The organism is Kitasatospora sp. NPDC005751 (assembly GCF_040630835.1).
GTDB lineage: Bacteria > Actinomycetota > Actinomycetes > Streptomycetales > Streptomycetaceae > Kitasatospora.
On sequence record NZ_JBEXYC010000003.1, the window covers coordinates 286,195 to 302,749 of the forward strand.

Annotated in this window: 23 protein-coding genes; 10 read left to right on the forward strand and 13 right to left on the reverse strand. The window is 71.7% G+C overall.

Annotation, left to right across the window (positions count from 1 at the left end):
* Positions 1-697 precede the first annotated feature (697 nt).
* From ABZ497_RS05680 to ABZ497_RS05695, 4 genes are read right to left on the reverse strand one after another with little or no spacing between them, the layout of a single operon-like run.
* Positions 698-853 carry a hypothetical protein gene (locus tag ABZ497_RS05680; protein WP_359803580.1) on the reverse strand — a complete coding sequence of 52 codons (156 nt, stop codon included), beginning with the start codon at positions 851-853 and terminating at the stop codon, positions 698-700.
* Positions 850-1,089, reverse strand: coding sequence for a hypothetical protein (locus ABZ497_RS05685; protein ID WP_359803582.1), 240 nt, complete (start codon positions 1,087-1,089; stop codon positions 850-852). Before ABZ497_RS05685 ends, ABZ497_RS05680 begins: the two co-directional genes overlap by 4 nt.
* Positions 1,077-1,340, reverse strand: a complete 264-nt coding sequence (locus tag ABZ497_RS05690; RefSeq protein ID WP_359803584.1) for a hypothetical protein — start codon at positions 1,338-1,340, stop codon at positions 1,077-1,079. The genes ABZ497_RS05685 and ABZ497_RS05690 overlap by 13 nt, the downstream gene beginning before the upstream one ends.
* Positions 1,337-1,702, reverse strand: coding sequence for an ATP-binding protein (locus tag ABZ497_RS05695; RefSeq protein WP_359803585.1), 366 nt, complete (start codon positions 1,700-1,702; stop codon positions 1,337-1,339). Before ABZ497_RS05695 ends, ABZ497_RS05690 begins: the two co-directional genes overlap by 4 nt.
* A 261-nt stretch (positions 1,703-1,963) precedes the next feature.
* Between ABZ497_RS05695 and ABZ497_RS05700 the strand changes: the two genes are divergently transcribed.
* From ABZ497_RS05700 to ABZ497_RS05710, 3 genes are all read left to right on the forward strand, one after another.
* Entirely contained in the window at positions 1,964-2,854 is an 891-nt protein-coding gene (locus ABZ497_RS05700; protein WP_359803587.1) for a helix-turn-helix transcriptional regulator, read from the forward strand.
* 10 nt (positions 2,855-2,864) lie between these two features.
* Positions 2,865-3,065, forward strand: coding sequence for a DUF397 domain-containing protein (locus ABZ497_RS05705; RefSeq protein ID WP_359803589.1), 201 nt, complete (start codon positions 2,865-2,867; stop codon positions 3,063-3,065).
* A 313-nt stretch (positions 3,066-3,378) separates the two neighbouring features.
* Positions 3,379-3,579 (forward strand): DUF397 domain-containing protein, encoded by a 201-nt coding sequence (locus tag ABZ497_RS05710; RefSeq protein ID WP_359803591.1) that lies wholly within the window; start codon positions 3,379-3,381, stop codon positions 3,577-3,579.
* Between the two features lie 54 nt (positions 3,580-3,633).
* Here ABZ497_RS05710 and ABZ497_RS05715 read toward each other — a convergent pair whose 3' ends face one another.
* Positions 3,634-4,827, reverse strand: coding sequence for a methyltransferase domain-containing protein (locus tag ABZ497_RS05715; protein ID WP_359803593.1), 1,194 nt, complete (start codon positions 4,825-4,827; stop codon positions 3,634-3,636).
* On the reverse strand, positions 4,824-4,976 hold the full coding sequence (locus ABZ497_RS05720; RefSeq protein WP_359803595.1) for a hypothetical protein: 153 nt from the start codon (positions 4,974-4,976) through the stop codon (positions 4,824-4,826). The genes ABZ497_RS05715 and ABZ497_RS05720 overlap by 4 nt, the downstream gene beginning before the upstream one ends.
* A gap of 341 nt (positions 4,977-5,317) precedes the next feature.
* On the opposite strand from ABZ497_RS05720, the gene ABZ497_RS05725 reads away from it, so the two are divergent.
* From ABZ497_RS05725 to ABZ497_RS05735, 3 genes are read left to right on the forward strand one after another with little or no spacing between them, the layout of a single operon-like run.
* Positions 5,318-5,584 (forward strand): hypothetical protein, encoded by a 267-nt coding sequence (locus ABZ497_RS05725; RefSeq protein WP_359803596.1) that lies wholly within the window; start codon positions 5,318-5,320, stop codon positions 5,582-5,584.
* Positions 5,565-6,083, forward strand: a complete 519-nt coding sequence (locus ABZ497_RS05730; RefSeq protein WP_359803598.1) for a DUF6879 family protein — start codon at positions 5,565-5,567, stop codon at positions 6,081-6,083. The genes ABZ497_RS05725 and ABZ497_RS05730 overlap by 20 nt, the downstream gene beginning before the upstream one ends.
* A 3-nt stretch (positions 6,084-6,086) precedes the next feature.
* On the forward strand, positions 6,087-6,935 hold the full coding sequence (locus tag ABZ497_RS05735; RefSeq protein WP_359803599.1) for a helix-turn-helix transcriptional regulator: 849 nt from the start codon (positions 6,087-6,089) through the stop codon (positions 6,933-6,935).
* A gap of 106 nt (positions 6,936-7,041) precedes the next feature.
* Here ABZ497_RS05735 and ABZ497_RS05740 read toward each other — a convergent pair whose 3' ends face one another.
* Positions 7,042-7,485 carry a hypothetical protein gene (locus tag ABZ497_RS05740; RefSeq protein WP_359803601.1) on the reverse strand — a complete coding sequence of 148 codons (444 nt, stop codon included), beginning with the start codon at positions 7,483-7,485 and terminating at the stop codon, positions 7,042-7,044.
* A gap of 141 nt (positions 7,486-7,626) precedes the next feature.
* Between ABZ497_RS05740 and ABZ497_RS05745 the strand changes: the two genes are divergently transcribed.
* The 3 genes from ABZ497_RS05745 to ABZ497_RS05755 all read left to right on the forward strand — a co-directional run bounded on the left by ABZ497_RS05745 (position 7,627) and on the right by ABZ497_RS05755 (position 10,363).
* The gene (locus ABZ497_RS05745; protein WP_359803602.1) at positions 7,627-8,271 is read left to right on the forward strand and encodes a PhzF family phenazine biosynthesis protein; all 645 of its coding nucleotides are present in this window, start codon (positions 7,627-7,629) and stop codon (positions 8,269-8,271) included.
* Positions 8,272-8,465: 194 nt separating this feature from the next.
* Positions 8,466-9,893 carry a hypothetical protein gene (locus ABZ497_RS05750; RefSeq protein WP_359803603.1) on the forward strand — a complete coding sequence of 476 codons (1,428 nt, stop codon included), beginning with the start codon at positions 8,466-8,468 and terminating at the stop codon, positions 9,891-9,893.
* A gap of 113 nt (positions 9,894-10,006) precedes the next feature.
* The gene (locus tag ABZ497_RS05755; protein WP_359803605.1) at positions 10,007-10,363 is read left to right on the forward strand and encodes a hypothetical protein; all 357 of its coding nucleotides are present in this window, start codon (positions 10,007-10,009) and stop codon (positions 10,361-10,363) included.
* Here ABZ497_RS05755 and ABZ497_RS05760 read toward each other — a convergent pair.
* The 4 genes from ABZ497_RS05760 to ABZ497_RS05775 all read right to left on the reverse strand — a co-directional run bounded on the left by ABZ497_RS05760 (position 10,330) and on the right by ABZ497_RS05775 (position 13,852).
* Positions 10,330-10,902 carry a VanZ family protein gene (locus ABZ497_RS05760; protein WP_359803606.1) on the reverse strand — a complete coding sequence of 191 codons (573 nt, stop codon included), beginning with the start codon at positions 10,900-10,902 and terminating at the stop codon, positions 10,330-10,332. The genes ABZ497_RS05755 and ABZ497_RS05760 overlap by 34 nt on opposite strands.
* Positions 10,903-11,090: 188 nt before the next feature.
* The gene (locus tag ABZ497_RS05765) at positions 11,091-11,519 is read right to left on the reverse strand and encodes a hypothetical protein (RefSeq protein ID WP_359803608.1); all 429 of its coding nucleotides are present in this window, start codon (positions 11,517-11,519) and stop codon (positions 11,091-11,093) included.
* Positions 11,516-13,108, reverse strand: a complete 1,593-nt coding sequence (locus tag ABZ497_RS05770) for a HAMP domain-containing sensor histidine kinase (protein ID WP_359803610.1) — start codon at positions 13,106-13,108, stop codon at positions 11,516-11,518. Before ABZ497_RS05770 ends, ABZ497_RS05765 begins: the two co-directional genes overlap by 4 nt.
* Before the next feature lie 66 nt (positions 13,109-13,174).
* Positions 13,175-13,852 carry a response regulator transcription factor gene (locus tag ABZ497_RS05775; protein ID WP_329487983.1) on the reverse strand — a complete coding sequence of 226 codons (678 nt, stop codon included), beginning with the start codon at positions 13,850-13,852 and terminating at the stop codon, positions 13,175-13,177.
* Between the two features lie 600 nt (positions 13,853-14,452).
* Between ABZ497_RS05775 and ABZ497_RS05780 the strand changes: the two genes are divergently transcribed.
* On the forward strand, positions 14,453-15,115 hold the full coding sequence (locus tag ABZ497_RS05780; protein WP_329492126.1) for a SigE family RNA polymerase sigma factor: 663 nt from the start codon (positions 14,453-14,455) through the stop codon (positions 15,113-15,115).
* Positions 15,116-15,346: 231 nt separating this feature from the next.
* On the opposite strand, the gene ABZ497_RS05785 is transcribed toward ABZ497_RS05780, so the two are convergent.
* Together ABZ497_RS05785 and ABZ497_RS05790 are read right to left on the reverse strand one after the other, a co-directional pair.
* The gene (locus ABZ497_RS05785; protein ID WP_359803612.1) at positions 15,347-15,982 is read right to left on the reverse strand and encodes an ATP-binding protein; all 636 of its coding nucleotides are present in this window, start codon (positions 15,980-15,982) and stop codon (positions 15,347-15,349) included.
* Positions 15,983-16,029: 47 nt separating this feature from the next.
* The gene (locus tag ABZ497_RS05790; RefSeq protein WP_359803614.1) at positions 16,030-16,449 is read right to left on the reverse strand and encodes a hypothetical protein; all 420 of its coding nucleotides are present in this window, start codon (positions 16,447-16,449) and stop codon (positions 16,030-16,032) included.
* Positions 16,450-16,555 lie beyond the last annotated feature (106 nt).

Sequence of the window (16,555 nt, forward strand, 5' to 3'; positions counted from 1 at the left end):
GTTCGGTGCGCCCAGGCTAGCGGGCGCCGTCACCACCTCCGCCGCCTCCGCCACCCCCGTTGCAGTGCGATGCGCACCCTCCGGGGTTGATCGGCCCGCAACCACCGGGCACCGGAGTGTGGGAGCAGTTCGCGGCCACGGACACCAGGGAGCGGGTCGGGCCGGTCCAGAGTTCGTGGTCGGGCGTGTACCCGGCCTCCTCGATCAGGGCGACGGTCCGGACCAGAGCCGCCTCATCGTGGCGCTCCGGGTAGTGGTGGACGAACCCGCCGAGCTTTTCGCACAGCTCGGCGTACACGCGGGTGTGCCGACCCCAGCGGGAATCCGCCGGGGTCTCTTCCTCGGGGCCTTGCGCTTCGAGCCGAACTTCGGCACCAGGGCGTCGTACCTGGCCCGGTCCCCCAGGGGGGCGGCGCGATACGGACAGGCGTGCCGTCGTCGCCGATCACGGCCCGGCCACCGCTTATGAGGTAGCCCCTTGCGGCTTCGCTGGTCAGAATCCGGACCAGACTGTCGGGCCGCCAGGGCGCCCCTTTCGGCTTCCGGCCGTACAAGATGGCGAGACGACCGGTGGGGTTGAGCACACGCGCTCGGACGAGGTGACAACTCTGCAATGGAGTGGGACGTCGGCCGGGCCGGCTTCCTGTGCGTCGGTAGGTCGCGGCGGCTGGGGCGGCAGCCGCCGGGCCCGGGTGGGTCAGCGGGGCAGGCGCTCGCGTTCGGGATCGTCCTCGGCGCGCCGGTTCACGCTGAGCGCGGTGATCACGCCGAGCACGACGGTGAGGAGCGCGAGGGCGAGGAGGAGCACGAAGGCGGTGGCGACGAGGAAGCCGGCGGTGCCGCCGGCCCTCACCGCCGGACGCCGATGACGCGGCGGCCGAGACGGGCGGCGAGTGCGTGGAGCAGTTCGTCGGCCTGGTCGCGGGTGAGCGGGAGGGCGAGGTGCTCGCCGGGGCCGGCGTTGACGTCGAGGTCGACGGCGACGCGGAGTTGGAGCGCGGCGTCGGGGACGGCCTCCACGGCGAGGTAGGCGACGGTGGTGCGCTCGGTGTGGATCGCCTGGGTGAGGAGCGGGATCAGGACGCCCACGGGTCACCCCGTTCGGCGGCGCTCGCGGCGGCGCGCAGGAGGCCGAGGGGGTTGAGGAGGGTGGCGACGGGGGCGTTGCCGAAGCCGATGAGGACGCGGCCGTCGGCGCTGCCGTTCGTGGCGGCCGAGCCCCAGGCGATGCCGAACGGGCGCCCGCGCTCGTGGAGTTCGGCGAGCAGCGCGGCGACCTGGGGTTCGGTGTAGTCGCGCGTCCGGGGGGCGTCCGGTGCGACCGGGGCGTGGTGGGTCATGCGGCGGCGTCCAGCTCGAACCAGACGACCTTGCCGTCCTTGCGGGCGTCGGCGCCGAAGCGGTGGGTGAGCGAGCGGACCAAGTGGATGCCGCGGCCCGAGAGTTCGTAGGGGTCGGCGGAGGTGCGCTGCTCGGGGAGGGTGGGGCTGTCGTCGGCGACCGAGACCCGGAGGGTGCGGTTCGCGAGGACGACGACCACGAGGGGCGCCTGGCTGCCTGCGTGGCGCCAGGCGTTGACGAAGAGCTCGTGGAGGGCGAGTTCGGCGTCGGCGATGGGGTCGGGCGGCCACCCGGAGGAGGCGAGGGCCGCACGCAGTTCGCGCCGGGCGGCGGACCAGTCGGGAGGGGTGAGGGCGCGCACGAAGAACCTCCGGGAGGGGAGAGGGAGTTCGCGACGAAGGCGAGACCGTGAGCCAGGCTGTGTCGGCTGCTCTGCGGCGCCCGGACAGGGCATTACTGACGCTCCGTCGTGTGATCGGTGCAACACTGAGAGTAGGACCACAAGTTCCACGCGTGCAACACAATCGGCCAAGATGGGCTCGTCAGTTGAGTAGCCTCACTCTTGTGGGTGGCGCCTCGCGCCCTCGAAGGGGGAAACTGCTCCGACACGGAAGGAAGACCCTTGGCACTCAGGACTCAAATCAGCGAGCGGCAGAAGCGGTTCGGCGCTGAGCTGAGGAGACTTCGTGAGGCCGCTGGGCTGGCGGTGAAGGATGCCGGAGCCACGATCGGCATGGGCGGTCCGCAACTGAGCCACATCGAGGCGGCACGGACCGGGCTCGACCCGGCCCGACTCACGACTCTGTTGTCCACCTATGGGTGCACGGATGAGACCTACATGGCCATCCTGCACGAGCTGGGTGCCAGCGACGGCAAGGGCTGGTGGACGGAGTTCAAGGGGAAGGTCCCGACCCTCGCGCTGGATCTGGCCGAGGTAGAGGACCGGGCAACCTCACTGGCCAGTTATGACAGCCTCTACATCCCAGGAGTCTTCCAGCTCCCTGCGTACGCCATAGCGATCTATGAGAGTCCGAACCAGACGACTGTGTGGGATTCCAAGACGCAGGTTCGGTTCAGGACGGAGCGGCAACGAATTCTGTCGGACGACAGGCAGCGTGAGTTCCGGTTCGTCATTCACGAGGCTGCACTGCGCATGCGGTTCGCTGGCGACGACGTCATGATGGCTCAATTGCTCCACCTTGTTGATATGGCGGCACTTCCCAATGTCACTGTCCAGGTGTTGCCGTTCACGGCTCCGAGGCATGCGCCCCTCTCGGCCTCGTTCCTCCTGTGCGATCCTGGCTGTGCCGATCTATCGACCGTGATTCTGGACGCTCCCCGGCGTGCCGAGCACCTCGGTGACCAGGCCGACATCGCGGCCTATCGTCGGAAGCTCCAGCAGCTGAGTGACGTTGCACTTCCTGCCGTTGACACGAGCAAGTCCCTGCGTAACCTTCCTGCTCGCAGCTCTCTGGGGCTCATCCAACATCTCGTCTATCTGCTTCAGTCCTGAAGGGTGCCCGATGTCCCATCTCTCCTGGCAGAAGTCCTCTTACAGTGAAGGGGAAGGCTCCAACAACTGCCTCGAACTGGCCCCCGGCGCCGGCGACCTGTGCCACCTGCGTGAGTCGGACGACCCCGATGTCGTCGTCACGACCGACGTGGCCAGGCTCCGGGCGTTCATCCTCGGGGTCAAGGCCGGCGAGTTCGACCACTTGGTCTGAGCAGCGCGTGCCGCCACTGCCGAGTCGCCGGTGCGTCCCTGCGCCGTCCTTGCGCCTCCGGGCGCCAGGGCGGCTCTTCTTGACCGGGTCGGGACCCCGGGAGACGGATGACGCCTACCGGGCCTCCTGCGTCGTGCCGAGCATTATGGTGACCCGGAGAGCATCGCGGCCTACCGGCAGATGTTCGATCAGTTGAAGGATCTGGCCCTTCCTGCTGTCAGCGCGGCCGAGCCTCGGCGTGGGATGGCCTTCCGTGACTCATGGGGCCTCCTCCACCACCTTCTCTACCTGATCCAAGTCTGAAAGGCCTGTGATGTCAGAAGTCCTGTGGCAGAAGTCGTCATTCAGCGGAGGAGATGCCTCGAACAACTGCCTCGAACTGGCCTCCGGCACCGGCGACCTGCGCCATCTGCGCGAGTCGGACGACCCCGATGTCGTCGTCACGACCGACGTGGCCAAGCTCCGGGCGTTCATCCTCGGGGTCAAGGCCGGCGAGTTCGACCACTTCATCTGAGTAGCGAGCGCGGAGGGCGGGCGGCCACCAGGCCGCCCGCCCCCACACAATCGCTCAACCGCGCAGTAACCAACTGTTCGCAGGGTCGTCCAGCCAGACCTGGTGGCCTTCGCCACTCACCGTGAGGCCGAATCGCTCCGGTCCTGGCCGTCCGTGGTCACCCCACCATCGGTATGCCGCCTCGGCCTCCTCCCAGAGGCGCCGCGAACCGTACTGCCATACCGCGTACCGCTCGGCGTTCTCATCACCGTCCCAGTCGACGGCGGCCCACGACGTGCAGTCCGTCGTGGCGAGCCACAGTCGCCGCTGTACTCCCTCCACCTCGGGATCGTCGTGCCAGACGTACCAGACGTCACCGAGCCGGTGGCCGACGGCGAAGTCCGACTCCCATTCACCGCCGGCCACGAGCCGGGGGGCGAGCCCGGTCGAGGACTCCTTCGGCTCGTGTTCGTCCCGCACCACGTCACGGTAGATCCGGTGCTGTTGCCGCTGGTCGCGCAACGTCATGAAGGCGCTGTACGGACTGAACCGGCCCTCTGCCGTGCCGTCCCCTCTGACCGTGAGCCTCAACAGGCCCCAGCAGATCCAGGGGTTGTCCCACGGCGTGAGGATCACCCCGCCGGGCCTGGTCTGCTGAACCCATGCGTCCGGTACGCGAGTGACGGAGCAGGTGGCAGCCACCCGGTCGTACGGTGCATCTCGCCGCCAACCCTTCTGCCCGTCCCCGCAGATCACCGTCGGCTTCGCCGAGTTCGCCGCCAGCACTGCCCGGGCCTTCTCCGTGAGTGCCGGATCCACCTCGATGGTGACCACATTGGCATCGCCGAGCCGGTGTGCGAGGTAGGCCGAGGTGAGGCCGGTACCGGTGCCGATCTCCAGGACTCTTATGCCGGCCGAGAGATCGAGTGCTTCGAGCATGCGGAAGACCACAGACGGCGCAGAGGCGGAGGACGACGGCCACGGCCGGTCGCCCTCCGCCGGAGACGCACCGTCATTGATCTGTGTCACCACTGCCTCGTCGGTGTAGGCCGCGGTGAACCAAGCTGCGGGATCTGTCCGGCGATCACAAGCTCGGTAGCGGCCCCGGTCGTCCCGGAGCCAGATCAGATCGGGAAGGAAGCGGTGTCGCGGGAGGGCGAGTGCCGCCGTCCGCCATTCGGCGGCGACCTCGTGACCGAGCTCATCACGTACGGAGAGGAGCAGGCCGCGAATGGCGACCTGCTCCTCCTCCTGCTGGATCTGGGTCACTTGTGCTTCGGCTCCGGTTTCGCCTTGTCGGTGTCAGGGCTCGGCGCAGCCTTGCCCGGGTCCTTGTTGCCGGCGTGCCTGCCCTGCCCGCCGTCGTTGGGGCCGCTGCCTCCGCCGGAGCTGCCGCCCTTGCCGGTTCCCCATGCCATGGTCCTTCTCCTCTGCTGCTGAGGGTGGTTGAGGTGAATCAAGTCGCGCGACCCCGGACGTCCGGCGGCATCGGACCGGGCGGACGCTCTGGGGGCTTCGGGCGATCTCCGGGGGCGGTCATGAAGACACCTCTCGCATGGTGGCGATGGCTCGATACGTCGAGCCATCGCCACGGTAGGTAGCGATCTCCCTTGTCTCCAAGAGAGTTGCGGCGAATTGCACTGATGCGCCCCCGCGCCGGGCCTCACTCCGGTGCGCCGGGTCGTGGCCTTGACCCAGGATCGACGGGCGGTGAACCCTTGCGGCAGAAGTGACTCACTCGACACAGAGGGAGACAGGAATGCCGCTCAAGTTCCTCGGGATCTACCCCAACACCCCGGACGACGGATCTCCGACCATCTGGCTCGATGAGACCAGTGGTGACCTGGTCATTCAATCGTGGAAAGCAGACGAGGAGACCATCAGGCGCTGCCAGGAGATCGGGTCGATTCCTGGGCACTCAACGGACGTTCCCGATCACGAGACCGTGATCAGGCTCCCCGCCAACATGCTTCAGTTCGTCCCCCGAGTCGATGGCGAGGTCAACGGTGGCCACTGCGGTTCGTGAGGCGCTCGCCAAGGCCCGGCGGTCGGCCGTGCACCTTGAGATGCGTGACAGCTACATGCGTGACGACCCGGCGTTCATCTCCTGGCAGGGAGGGCACCGGGAAGATCCGGAGGATCGTGAATCCTGGTGGCGGCCATGGCTCGATGTCGTGGCCGAGACGACCGGACGAGGCGTTTCGGTGCGGCGGGCCCGCGTCGTGTCGGAGCCTGTCAGTGACTACATCCAGTACGAGTACGACGGCACGTTCACGAATATCGCGGCAGGTGAGCAGGTGCGCTGGCTGCCTCGATCGACAGCGCGTGATCTGTTGTTGCCCGCTCTGGACTGCTGGGTAGTGGACAGCGAGACGCTGATCCTCCATCACTTCAGCGGTGATGGGCAGTGGGCCGGCTCGGGCATGGAGGTCTGCACGGACCCGGCTCTGGTAGAGCTGTACGCCAGGGCATTCGAATCCGTCTGGCTGCGCGCCGTCCCCCACTCGGAGTACCGGCCGACCTGATCCGTGACTCTGTCAGCATCGTCAAGCGTTCAGCAGGCGCGCCGGGATCTCGCCGATCGGCTCGGCGAGATCCGGCGGGAGGCGGGGATCACCGGGCGGGAACTCGCGCAGCTCTGTGGCTGGCATCCGTCCAAGACGTCCCGAATCGAGAATGCCCGGACGGTGCCTTCACCCGCAGATCTTCTGGCTTGGTGTCGGGTTTCCGGAGCCGATGACCAGGCCTCGGATCTCATTGCCTCGTTGCGGGCTGTCGAGGGCATGTTCGTCGAATGGCGCCGCATCGAGCGTGACGGTTTGAAGCGCGTGCAGGAGTCAGTCCTACCGCGCTACGAGCGCACGCGCCGCTTCCGGGCGTATTCGTCGTGGCTGGTGACCGGATTGCTCCAGACGCGGGCCTACACCGACGCGGTGCTGCGGGCCGTGCAGCGGCGCCGGGTCGTGGTGGACGATGTGGACGCCGCTGTGGAAGTCCGGATGGAGCGGCAGCGGATCCTCCGCGAAGGTGACCGGCGGTTCGCCGTTCTCCTGGAGGAGTCCGTCCTGCGGTCCGGCCCCGGCAGCCGGGATGTTCAGCGCGAGCAACTGGCGCACCTGCTGACCGTGGGCGCGCTGCCCCATGTCAGTCTCGGCATCGTCCCCATGGGGCCGGGCCGCTCCCGGATGCCGGTCGAGGGCTTCTGGATCTACGACACCGCCCAGGTCAACGTGGAACTGGTCTCCGGCTACCTCACCATCACCCAGCCCAGCGAGATCGCCCTCTACGCCCAGGCCTTCGGCGAACTGGCCGACCAGGCCGTCCACGGGGAGCAGGCCCGGGCCCTGATCGGTGCGGCGATGGAGGCGCTGGCGTGACGGGCGGGGAATCTGCGCCAGCAGATTCCCCGCCCGTGAATGCTGTTCTCGCTCGCCGCAGTCCGCCGGGCGGGTGCCCGGCGGACGGCGTGGGGATGCGAGCCGGTCAGCCGGCTGGGGGAGCCTGCGGGGCCGGCGGCTGGGCGACCGGGGCCGCCTGCGGGGCCGGGGCGGGCTGGGCGTAGGGGTTCTGCGCCGCGTTCGGGTTGTACGGGGCGTTCGGGTCGTACGGGGCCTGGTAGGCCGCCGGCTGCGGGGCCGCCGGGGCGTTGCTGCGGGCGACCAGGGCCTTCACGGCGTTGGCGATCAGCAGCACGGGGAGGATGAACGCCTGGAAGAACATCCGGTACTCACCGCCCTCGAAGACGAACGCGAGGTAGTACGCGTAGCCGGCGAACGCGATGCCGGCGATCACGTTGATGACCCGCCAGCCGCCGCTCAGGCCGCCGCCGACGTTGACGGCGCCGAGCACGACCATGGCGATGCCGCTGATGGCCAGCAGCACGACGTACCAGGAGAAAAGCGGGTCAGCGGTGAAGTCGAGATTCACGGAGTCAATTCCTGTGGGAGGTGAGAGAAAGAAATCCTTGGGACGAGTGGGCACAGTACTGGACCCCGCGGACAATCGCCGCCACGTTTTCGTCACGAACTCGTATACCGGCGGCGCCCCCACCCGTGGTTGGGTGGGTGAATGACTGACTATGAGGTCCTTCGGGTCTTTTGCGGCCCCGACGGCGGCCACGGGAACCCGCTCGGCGTGGTCCGCGACGGCGCCGCCGTTCCCGGTGCGGCCGACCGGCTGGCCGTCGCCCGGCAGCTCGGTTTCAGCGAGACCGTCTTCGTCGACGACGCGGAGCGCGGTGTGATCGACATCTACACGCCGAGCCTTCGCCTGCCCTTCGCCGGACACCCCTGCGTCGGTGCGGCCTGGCTGCTGGGCGTGGACCAGCTCGTGACCGCCGCCGGCGCCGTCGGGGTGCGCCGCGACGGCGAGTTCACCCGGATCGAGGGCCGCGCCGCCTGGGCGCCGGGCCGCACGCTGAGGCGGTACGGGTCCGCCGCCGAGGTGGACGCGCTGGACGTCCCGCCGCCGGGGGAGTGGATCTACGCCTGGGCCTGGCAGGACGAGCGGGCGGGTACGGTACGGGCGCGAGCCTTCCCCGGCCGCGGTGACGGGATCGACGAGGACGAGGCCACCGGCGCCGCCGCGATCCTGCTCACGGCCGAGCTCGGGCGCGACCTGATCATCACTCAAGGCGTCGGCTCCCAGCTCGTCACCGGCGTCCGGCCCGGCGGCCTGATCGAGGTCGGCGGCCGGGTGCGGCGAGCGGCGTGACAGCCGTCACCCGGCGTTCGTCCCGGCGACCGATACTCCTTCACGAATGGTCCACACGTTCGGATATGATGCCGCCGTTGCTGGAGGTTTGGGGGCGAAGCAGCGGGACGGACATGGCCTGCGACGAGGTTCCCTCTCAGTCCAGGCGACCCATCGTCTGCCGGGCTCGGCCCGCTCTCCTCCGTGAGGTCCCCTTGCGCACTCAGCACCGCAGTCTCCTCGCTCTGGCGGCCACAGCCACCCTGGTCTCCGGCACCGCCGTCGCCGCCGCCCCGGCGGCGCTCGCCGCCCCCTCGATCACCCGGCACACCCAGGGCACCCTGGGCGCCCAGGCCCAGAACGGGCCCGTGTCGATCACGCTGAGCGGCCTGCCCAGCACCTTCACCGCGGGTGCGGCGCCGGTCGAGTTCACCGCGACCCTGAAGAACTCCGCCGACCACGCGGTCGACGCCACGACCGGCTTCACCCTGGCCGACGTCAACTCCGGCATCAAGGAGACCCAGCTCAAGCTGGAGTTCCAGTCGCCCGGCGGCACGCAGTGGAAGAACGCCCTGCTCAGCCCCGGCCAGACGGTCGGCGCGGTGTGGGAGCTGGACACCTTCGCCACCAGGATCAGCGTGCCGGCCGGTGCTTCGGTCACCTACCGGCTGCGTCTCGCCGTCACCACCGGCGCCGTCGGCGGCACGGCCACGGCCGGGTTCCGGGCCGTGGTGTCGGACCCGACGCTGCCCCCGGAGCAGCGGATCTCCACCCCGGCCAGCGAGTTCGGACGTTTCACCATCGACCCGGTGGGCGGCCCCAGCACCCCGCCGGTGACCGCTCCCGGCCCGGCCGAGCCGAGCGTCGAGGGCGTCCCCGCCTCCTTCACCACGGGCGGCGAGGCGAAGGCGTTCAAGCTGGTCCTCGCCAACCACAGCGGCAAGGACATCCGCGTCCTCCCCGAGGTCACCCTCCAGGCCGGGAGCACGCTGCCCGCCGACGCGGTCCGGTTCGAGTTCCAGACCCCGGAGGGCGAGTGGCTGGCCGCCAGGCCCCTCCCAGAGGCGGCGACGAGCAGGCTGATCCTGGGGCTCCCGTCGGGCAGCAAGGACGCCGACCTCGTGAAGCTGCACGACGGCGAGTCCCGCACGATCAACGTCCGGCTGGCCTTCGCCAAGGATGCCCCGGTCGGTGCCGCGTCCGTGCTGCTCACCGGGCACAGCATGCCGGAGGTCAGCGGGCTCGGCGTCACGACGTCCAGCCGGGCGGTCCCGTTCGGCATCGCGGCGCCGGGCGGCGCCGGTACGCCGTCCGCCACGGCGTCTGCGACGCCCTCCGCCACCGCGACCGCCACCGGGACGGCGAGCGCTCCGGCGAGCCCCGCTCCGGTGCCGACCGCGCCGTCGGCGGCCGCGGTGGTCGTCGCGCAGGTCACCGCCTCGGCGCCGAACGGCCCGGCGACCACGGCTGCTCCGGTGCCGGTGCCCGTCCCCGTGCCGGACCAGGCCTCCGGGCTGGCGTCGACGGGCGGCGGGTCCTCCTCCGCGCCGATGGCTATCACCGGCGGCATGGCGATCGCGATGGGGCTGGGTGCCCTGGTGGTGCTGCGCCGCCGGCAGCGCACGCAGCGCCCCGGCCGCTGACCGCCCGCCGGGTACGCCCGGCCGGGCGGAGCGAGCCGGAGCGGGCAGGCGGGCCGGAGCGGGCGGGCCGGAGCGGGCGGGCCGGAGCGGGCAGGCCGGGGAGGGCCGGGCGGATGGAGGAACCGGAGTTCGTCGCCGAGCTGACCGGCGCGGGGGAGCGGCGGATCGAGCTGCTCCGCGCCCTCCGCGCCGTGACCGGGCTGAGCCTCTGGCGCGGCAGGCTGCTGCTGGACGACCTGCCCGCACCCGTGCGGGACGGAAACCTGCGGGACCTCGACGTCGCGGTGGCCCGCCTGCGGGCGGCGGGCGGGCGGGTCGCGGTGCGCTGCCGGGCGTGCGGGCGGGTCGCCCCCGACGACGGGCGGCTGCTCGACCCGGGCTCGTGCGCGGTGGCGGCTCCCGGCTGCCTTTCCTGCCCGGCGAGCAGCGAGCCGCCTCAGCGGCCGTGGGAGGAGACGGGCTCCGCGTAGACGGGAGCGTGGGTCGGTGCGTGGACCGGCGTGCGAGGCGGCGTGTGGGCCGGCGCGGGGGCCCGGGCGGGCGCCGGGCGGTCGGCGCCCGCGCGGCGGGGCCGGAGCAGCAGGGACCGGCAGCCGGGCACCAGGGCCAGGTGGACGATCGCCACGCCGACGCTGGCGAGCAGTATGTGGTCCACGTTCAGGATGTGGCCCGGGGCCCAGGAGGAGAGGAACTCCAGGGCGGTGGCCAGCAGGGCGGAGGCGCCGGTGGTGCGGAGGAAGGACGGGAGCCAGGGGGCTCGCAGGCGGCCGCCCGCGAGCGGGAGCAGGACGCCGAGCGGGGCCAGCAGCAGCAGTTCGCCGAGGACCTGCCAGGCGGTGGAGGAGCGGAGCGAGGCCAGCGGCGTCAGGTTGGCGTCGTAGACCCAGGCCACCGGCAACGGTCTCAGCACCAGCCAGCCCGCCAGGGCCAGGTGGAGGGTGAGGCCGACGAGGCCGACCAGCCGTAGGGGACGGTGGACGGCCGCCGCCGGCCCGGTCTCGGTCCGCACGCCGGAACGCTCGTCGCGTGCCCTGGTGCCATCTCGCTGCACGCGGGGAAGGACGTGAGCCGGTGGCGCGGCGGTTCCACGCCCGGCGTGAACATTCCGCCGCACGCCCGGAGCGGACCGAAACGGCCCGGAGCGCCCCCGTTCGGACCCGATCCGGTCGAGATGCGGCCCGGATCCCACGGAGTCGATCAGCGGCAGGTGGCCGACGCCGTCGGCGACGGCGTCGCCACCGCGGTGAACACGTTGTCCGCCGGCGGGGTGGACGGCCCCGGGGTCACTCGGGTGACCGACGGGGACGGGCTCCCGAAGTACTTCGCCGAGGAGTGCGCGGCGGGCGGAGTCGGGCCGACCGGTGACGGTGCGGCCGGCACCGTCGGTATCTGCGGCGCGGTCGGGCAGGCCGTCCGGCTGGCGGGCGCGCCGGCGTCCACCGGGACGGCGGTCGGGCGGATGCCGCACCCGGCGGCGAGGGCGGCCAGCGCCACCAGGGCGGCGGCGCCGAACACCCGGCCCGGGCGGGAACCACGGTCCGGGCGGGAACCGCGGCCCGGGCCGGAACCGCGGACGGCGCGGGCCCGGTCGGCCGGACCCGCCGGAACGGACGGGCGGGAGGTCACAGCGCACTCTCCTCGGAGTCGTCGGCCGACGGCGGAGGCTGGGTTCGCGGCAGCGTCAGCGTGAACACCGCCCCCACCTCCCCGTTCGCGGCCGTGATCGTCCCCCCGTGGATCTGCGCGTTGGCCATCGCGATCGACAGGCCCAGACCGCTGCCCTCCGAACGCGCCCGCCCCTTGTCCGCCTTGTAGAACCGGTCGAAGACGTGCGGCAGCACGTCCTCGGGGATGCCGGGGCCGCTGTCCGAGACCTCGACGATCACCGTTCCGACCGCCGGGCCGACCACCGGGCCGTCATCCTCCCGGCCGTCCGTCGGGCCGTCGGCCGGGCCGTCCGCCGGAGCCTGCGCGGGGCCCTCCTCCCGGACCGTCACCCGCACCGGCGAGCCGCCGTGCTTGAGCGCGTTGCCGATCAGGTTGGCGAAGACGACGTCCAGCCGGCGCGGGTCGACCACGGCCCGGACACCGCGCGGCGCGTCCAGCTCCACCGCGTCGTACCAGGCCCGGCCGTCGATGCAGGACATGATCAGATCGGCGATGTCCACCTCGTCGGCGACCAGCTTGGCCGTACCGGCGTCGAAGCGGGTCACCTCCATCAGGTTCTCCACCAGGTCGGAGAGCCGGCGCGTCTCGTTGACCACCAGCCGCACGGCCGGCTCGATCATCGGGTCCAGCGACTCTGCCTCGTCCTCCAGGATGTCCGTCACGGCGGTCATCGCGGTCAGCGGCGTCCGCAGCTCGTGCGACATGTCGGCGACGAACCGCCGGCTCTGCGCCTCCCGCGCGCTCAGCTCCTCGACCTGCTCGTGCAGCGACTCCGCGGTGCGGTTGAACGTCCTTGCCAGATCGGCGAGTTCGTCCGAGCCCTCGACTTCGAGCCGGGTGTCCAGATGGCCCTCGCCGAGCCGCCGGGCGGCCTCGCCGAGCCGCTTGACCGGGCGCAGCACCGTCGCCGACGCGGCCTGGGCGAGCAGCGCCGAGCCGATCAGCGCCAGCAGCGTGGCGATCGCCAGCGACCAGCCGAGCGTGCTCAGGTCGGCCCGCTCGTTCTCCAGCGACTTGAACATGTAGGCCGTCGGCCCGGTCGGCACCACCTTGGTGCCGCCGATCACGAACGGCCGCCCCTCCAGGTTCTGCCGCTGCCAGTACAGGTGGAACGCGTACGGGTTGTTCTCGGTGAGCTCGCGCGGCTTCGCGACGGTGTCCCGCAGCTTGGCCGGGACGTCGGCGAGCGTGTAGGTCAGCGGGGCCGAGGAGGCGAGGCAGTCCGGGTGGGCGGGGTCGGAGACCACCACCTCGTAGCTGAGCCCGGAGCTGGCGACGCTGGCGGCGAGCTGGTTCAGCTCGGCGCAGGTGGCGTTCAGCGGCAGCTCGGAGACGTTGCGGGTGAGCGAGACCCGGAAGTCGTTGAGCGCGGTGTTCTGGGCGCGCTTGAGCACCGCGTCCCGGTTGAGCCAGTACGCGATGCCGGAGGCCGAGACGGCGGCGAGCAGCGCGACCGCGGCGAACACCGCGATCAGCCGCACCCGCAGGGAACGCAGCCGTCGCCACGGGCCCGAGGAGAAGCGGCTGGTCGTCTGAAGGTCAGTCACGGGAGCCTGTCGTTGCGGAAGATCAGGAGAGGCGGGATATCAGCAGCGGGGCGCTGCCGGGCGCGGTCACGCCGGCGGGTCCAGACGGTAGCCGACCCCGCGCACCGTGCGGATCAGGGTGGGCGCCGAGGGCACGTCCTCGACCTTCGCCCGCAGCCGCTGGACGCACGCGTCCACCAGCCGGGAGTCGCCGAGGTAGTCGTGTTCCCAGACCAGGCGCAGCAGTTGCTGGCGGGAGAGGGCCTGCCCGGGCCGGCGGCTGAGCTCCAGCAGCAGCCGCAGCTCGGTCGGCGTGAGCTGGAGGTCCTCGCCGTCCTTGGTGACGGTCATCGCCGCGCGGTCGATCACCACGGTCCCGTACGCGGAGGAGTCCGAGCTCTCCCGCTCACCGCGTCGCAGCACGGCCCGGATCCGGGCGTCCAGGACGCGCGGCTGCACCGGCTTGACGACGTAGTCGTCCGCGCCGGACTCCAGGCCGACCACGACATCGATGTCGTCGGACCGGGCGGTGAGCAGGATGATCGGAAGCTGGTCGGTGCGGCGGATCCGGCGGCAGACCTCGAAGCCGTCGATTCCGGGCAGCATGACGTCCAGCACGATGAGGTCCGGCCGCTGCTCCTTGAAGAGCCTCAGACCGTCCTCGCCGGAGGCGGCGGTGGCCACTTTGTGGCCCTGGCGGGTGAGAGCGAGTTCGAGGCCGGTACGGATGGCGTCGTCGTCCTCGATCAGTAGGAGGAAAGGCACGGCCTCATTCTGGCTCACCCGGAGCGCCGAATCACCCCCCGGCACCGGGCACCGACCGGGTGGGAACCGGAACCCGAGCCACCGGCGTCCGTCACGGCGGGAGGCGATGCGGGACGAAAGCCCCGCCCCTGTGACAGCCCTGTGACAGTCGACGGACAGCGTCATCACAACCGGCGGGCAAGATTTTCCATGTCGCCGCAGGACAGCGGGCCAACTGGCCGGCTGAACGGCGGCAACAGGAACCGCTCGTACCGACCAAGGGGGCGCACGATGAACGCCAGGCTGCAGACCCGGACCAACCCGGCTGACCGCACCGCGCGTTCGTCATCGGCCACCCACCGGACCCGTTACGAGGTCAGGACCGACGAGACCTCCGGTGCCGTGACCGTGCGGGGGTGCGCGCACAGCGCCGGTGGAAACACTGTCGCCCGCCGGGTGAGCGGCGGCGGCAGGCAGGGGGAGCTGTACGGGATCGGCCACCGGGGGAACGTGGCCGACTCCGCCAACACCCTGACGCTGCGGGGGATCCTCCCCGTCCGCGTCGAGGGCAAGGACACCCTGGGGGGGAACGGGGGAACCCGGGGGATCGGGGGGAGCGGGCTGCGGAAGGTCGACTCGGGGGAGTCGGCCGGCCGCGGGGCCGCGGGTGCGACGCTGCTGCGGCTGAACCCCGCGGCGACCCGCACCGCCGAGGCGGGACAGGGAGACGCGCAGGGGGAGCACCCGGCCGTCGCGGAGGACTACACCACGGAGTTCACCGCGTACGTGCGCGAGCGCCGCGCCTCCCTGTACGCCACGGCGTACCACCTGACCGGTGACCGCTTCGAGGCCGAGGACCTGCTGCAGAGCGCGCTCTTCAGCACCTACCGGGCCTGGGGCCGGATCACCGACAAGGCCGCGGTGGGGGGCTACCTCCGCCGCACCATGACCAACCTGCACATCTCCGCCTGGCGGCGCCGCAAGGTCAACGAGTACCCGACCGAGGAGCTGCCGGAGACGGTCGGCGACACCGACGCGATGGGCGGCACCGAGCTGCGCGCCGTGCTCTGGCAGGCGTTGGCCAAGCTGCCGGAGAACCAGCGCACCATGCTGGTGCTGCGCTACTACGAGGGCAAGACCGACCCGGAGATCGCCGACGTGCTCGGCATCAGCGTCGGCACGGTCAAGAGCAGCATCTGGCGCGCGCTGCGCCGGCTGCGCGACGACGAGCACCTGAACAAGTCGGGCGACACCGCCCGGGCGTTCGGCGAGCTGGTCGCCTGAGAACGGCCCCGCGAGGGGCGAGGGACTCCCGTCGGGGGACGGGTGAGGACGGTCAGGGAAACTGGCAGCGCCGGCTCGGGGGAGCGGCGTAACCGGGGGAGCCCGATGACCGTCCGGGAAGGCGGCGGGCCCGGTGCGGGGGAGACGCACCGGGCCCGCCGTTCTTCGTGCGTGAGTGCGTGAGTGCGGACGTGCAAGCGTGCCTGCGGGCGTGCCGGCCCGCGGTGGAGCTCAGACCGCGGAGAGCTGCCGTCCGGCCGCCGCGCGGATCCGCCGGTCCGCCTCCGGGCCGGTGCAGGGGTGGGCGCCCAGTTCGACCTGCCGGCCGACGATCGAGCGCTCGGCCCGCATCAGCCGCCAGCCGCGGCGCACCAGGACGGGCAGCGACTTGCGGCTCTCCCGGACGTCCCGGCGCAGCCGCCGCCAGGCGGTGGTGAGCGCGCCGTTGCGCAGGCACAGGGCGTCGCCCAGCAGGCCCTCGGCGGCGCAGGCGCCGGCGATCTCGGCGGCGAAGATGCCCTCGGCGATGAACGCGGGCGCCCCGGCGAGGTCCAGCACCTGGGTGGAGACGCGGCCGTTGGCCGGGATCGAGTACACCGGGACTTCGGCGCGGCCGCTCTCGTGGAGGCCGCGGATCGCCGCCAGGGCCTCGTCACGGTGCCAGGCGAGCGGGGAGTCCCAGTCGACCGCGCCGTCGTCCAGCAGCGGCAGGGTGGGGTCGTCCCCGTCCTTGTAGAAGTCGTCGAGCTGGAGCACCGGCAGGCCGCTCCGTTCCGCCAGTGAGGACTTCCCCGATCCGGAGGGACCGGACAGCAGGACCACTCGGGCACGGGCTATCGGCGCGGCATTCAGCGGGGAGTCACTCACGGGACACCAGTCTGACGCATCGGGGCCGGATGCCGAAACCCGTCGGGTCACCCCTTGTGCGGCGACCGCGGTGCGGCGAGGGCGAGGTGCAGCAGCGGCAGGTACCGGCTGTCGGCCTGGAGGAAGACCGGCTGCCCGGCGCCGGGCGCCAGGTAGGCGGTGGCGGCCCAGTCGTGGTCGTGCCAGGTGTCCGGCTCGGGGGCCCGGAAGGCCCCGCCGGCGGCCAGTACGACCGGGCCGGCGCCGTCGAGCTCGCGCGAGCCGAACTCGGCGCTCGCGGCGCCCGGTGTGACGCGGATCCCCCCGTTGACGTAGCGCGGCGGCCAGCCGGGACCGTCGGAGCGGGCCGAGCAGGGGATCCGGACCGGTTTGCCGGCGGCCAGCCGGCGCCGGGCGCGGGCCACGAACAGCCTGCGGACGAACCCGTCCGCGAACAGTGCCATCAGCTCGCCGGCGATCTCTCCCACGCGGTGCCCCCTCGGTGTGCGGTGTCGCCCCAGTCTGCGCGGGGGCGGGGGCCGGCCGGGAGCGCCGAAAGGATGGCGGGCCGGCGACGAAAGTCGACGGATCCAG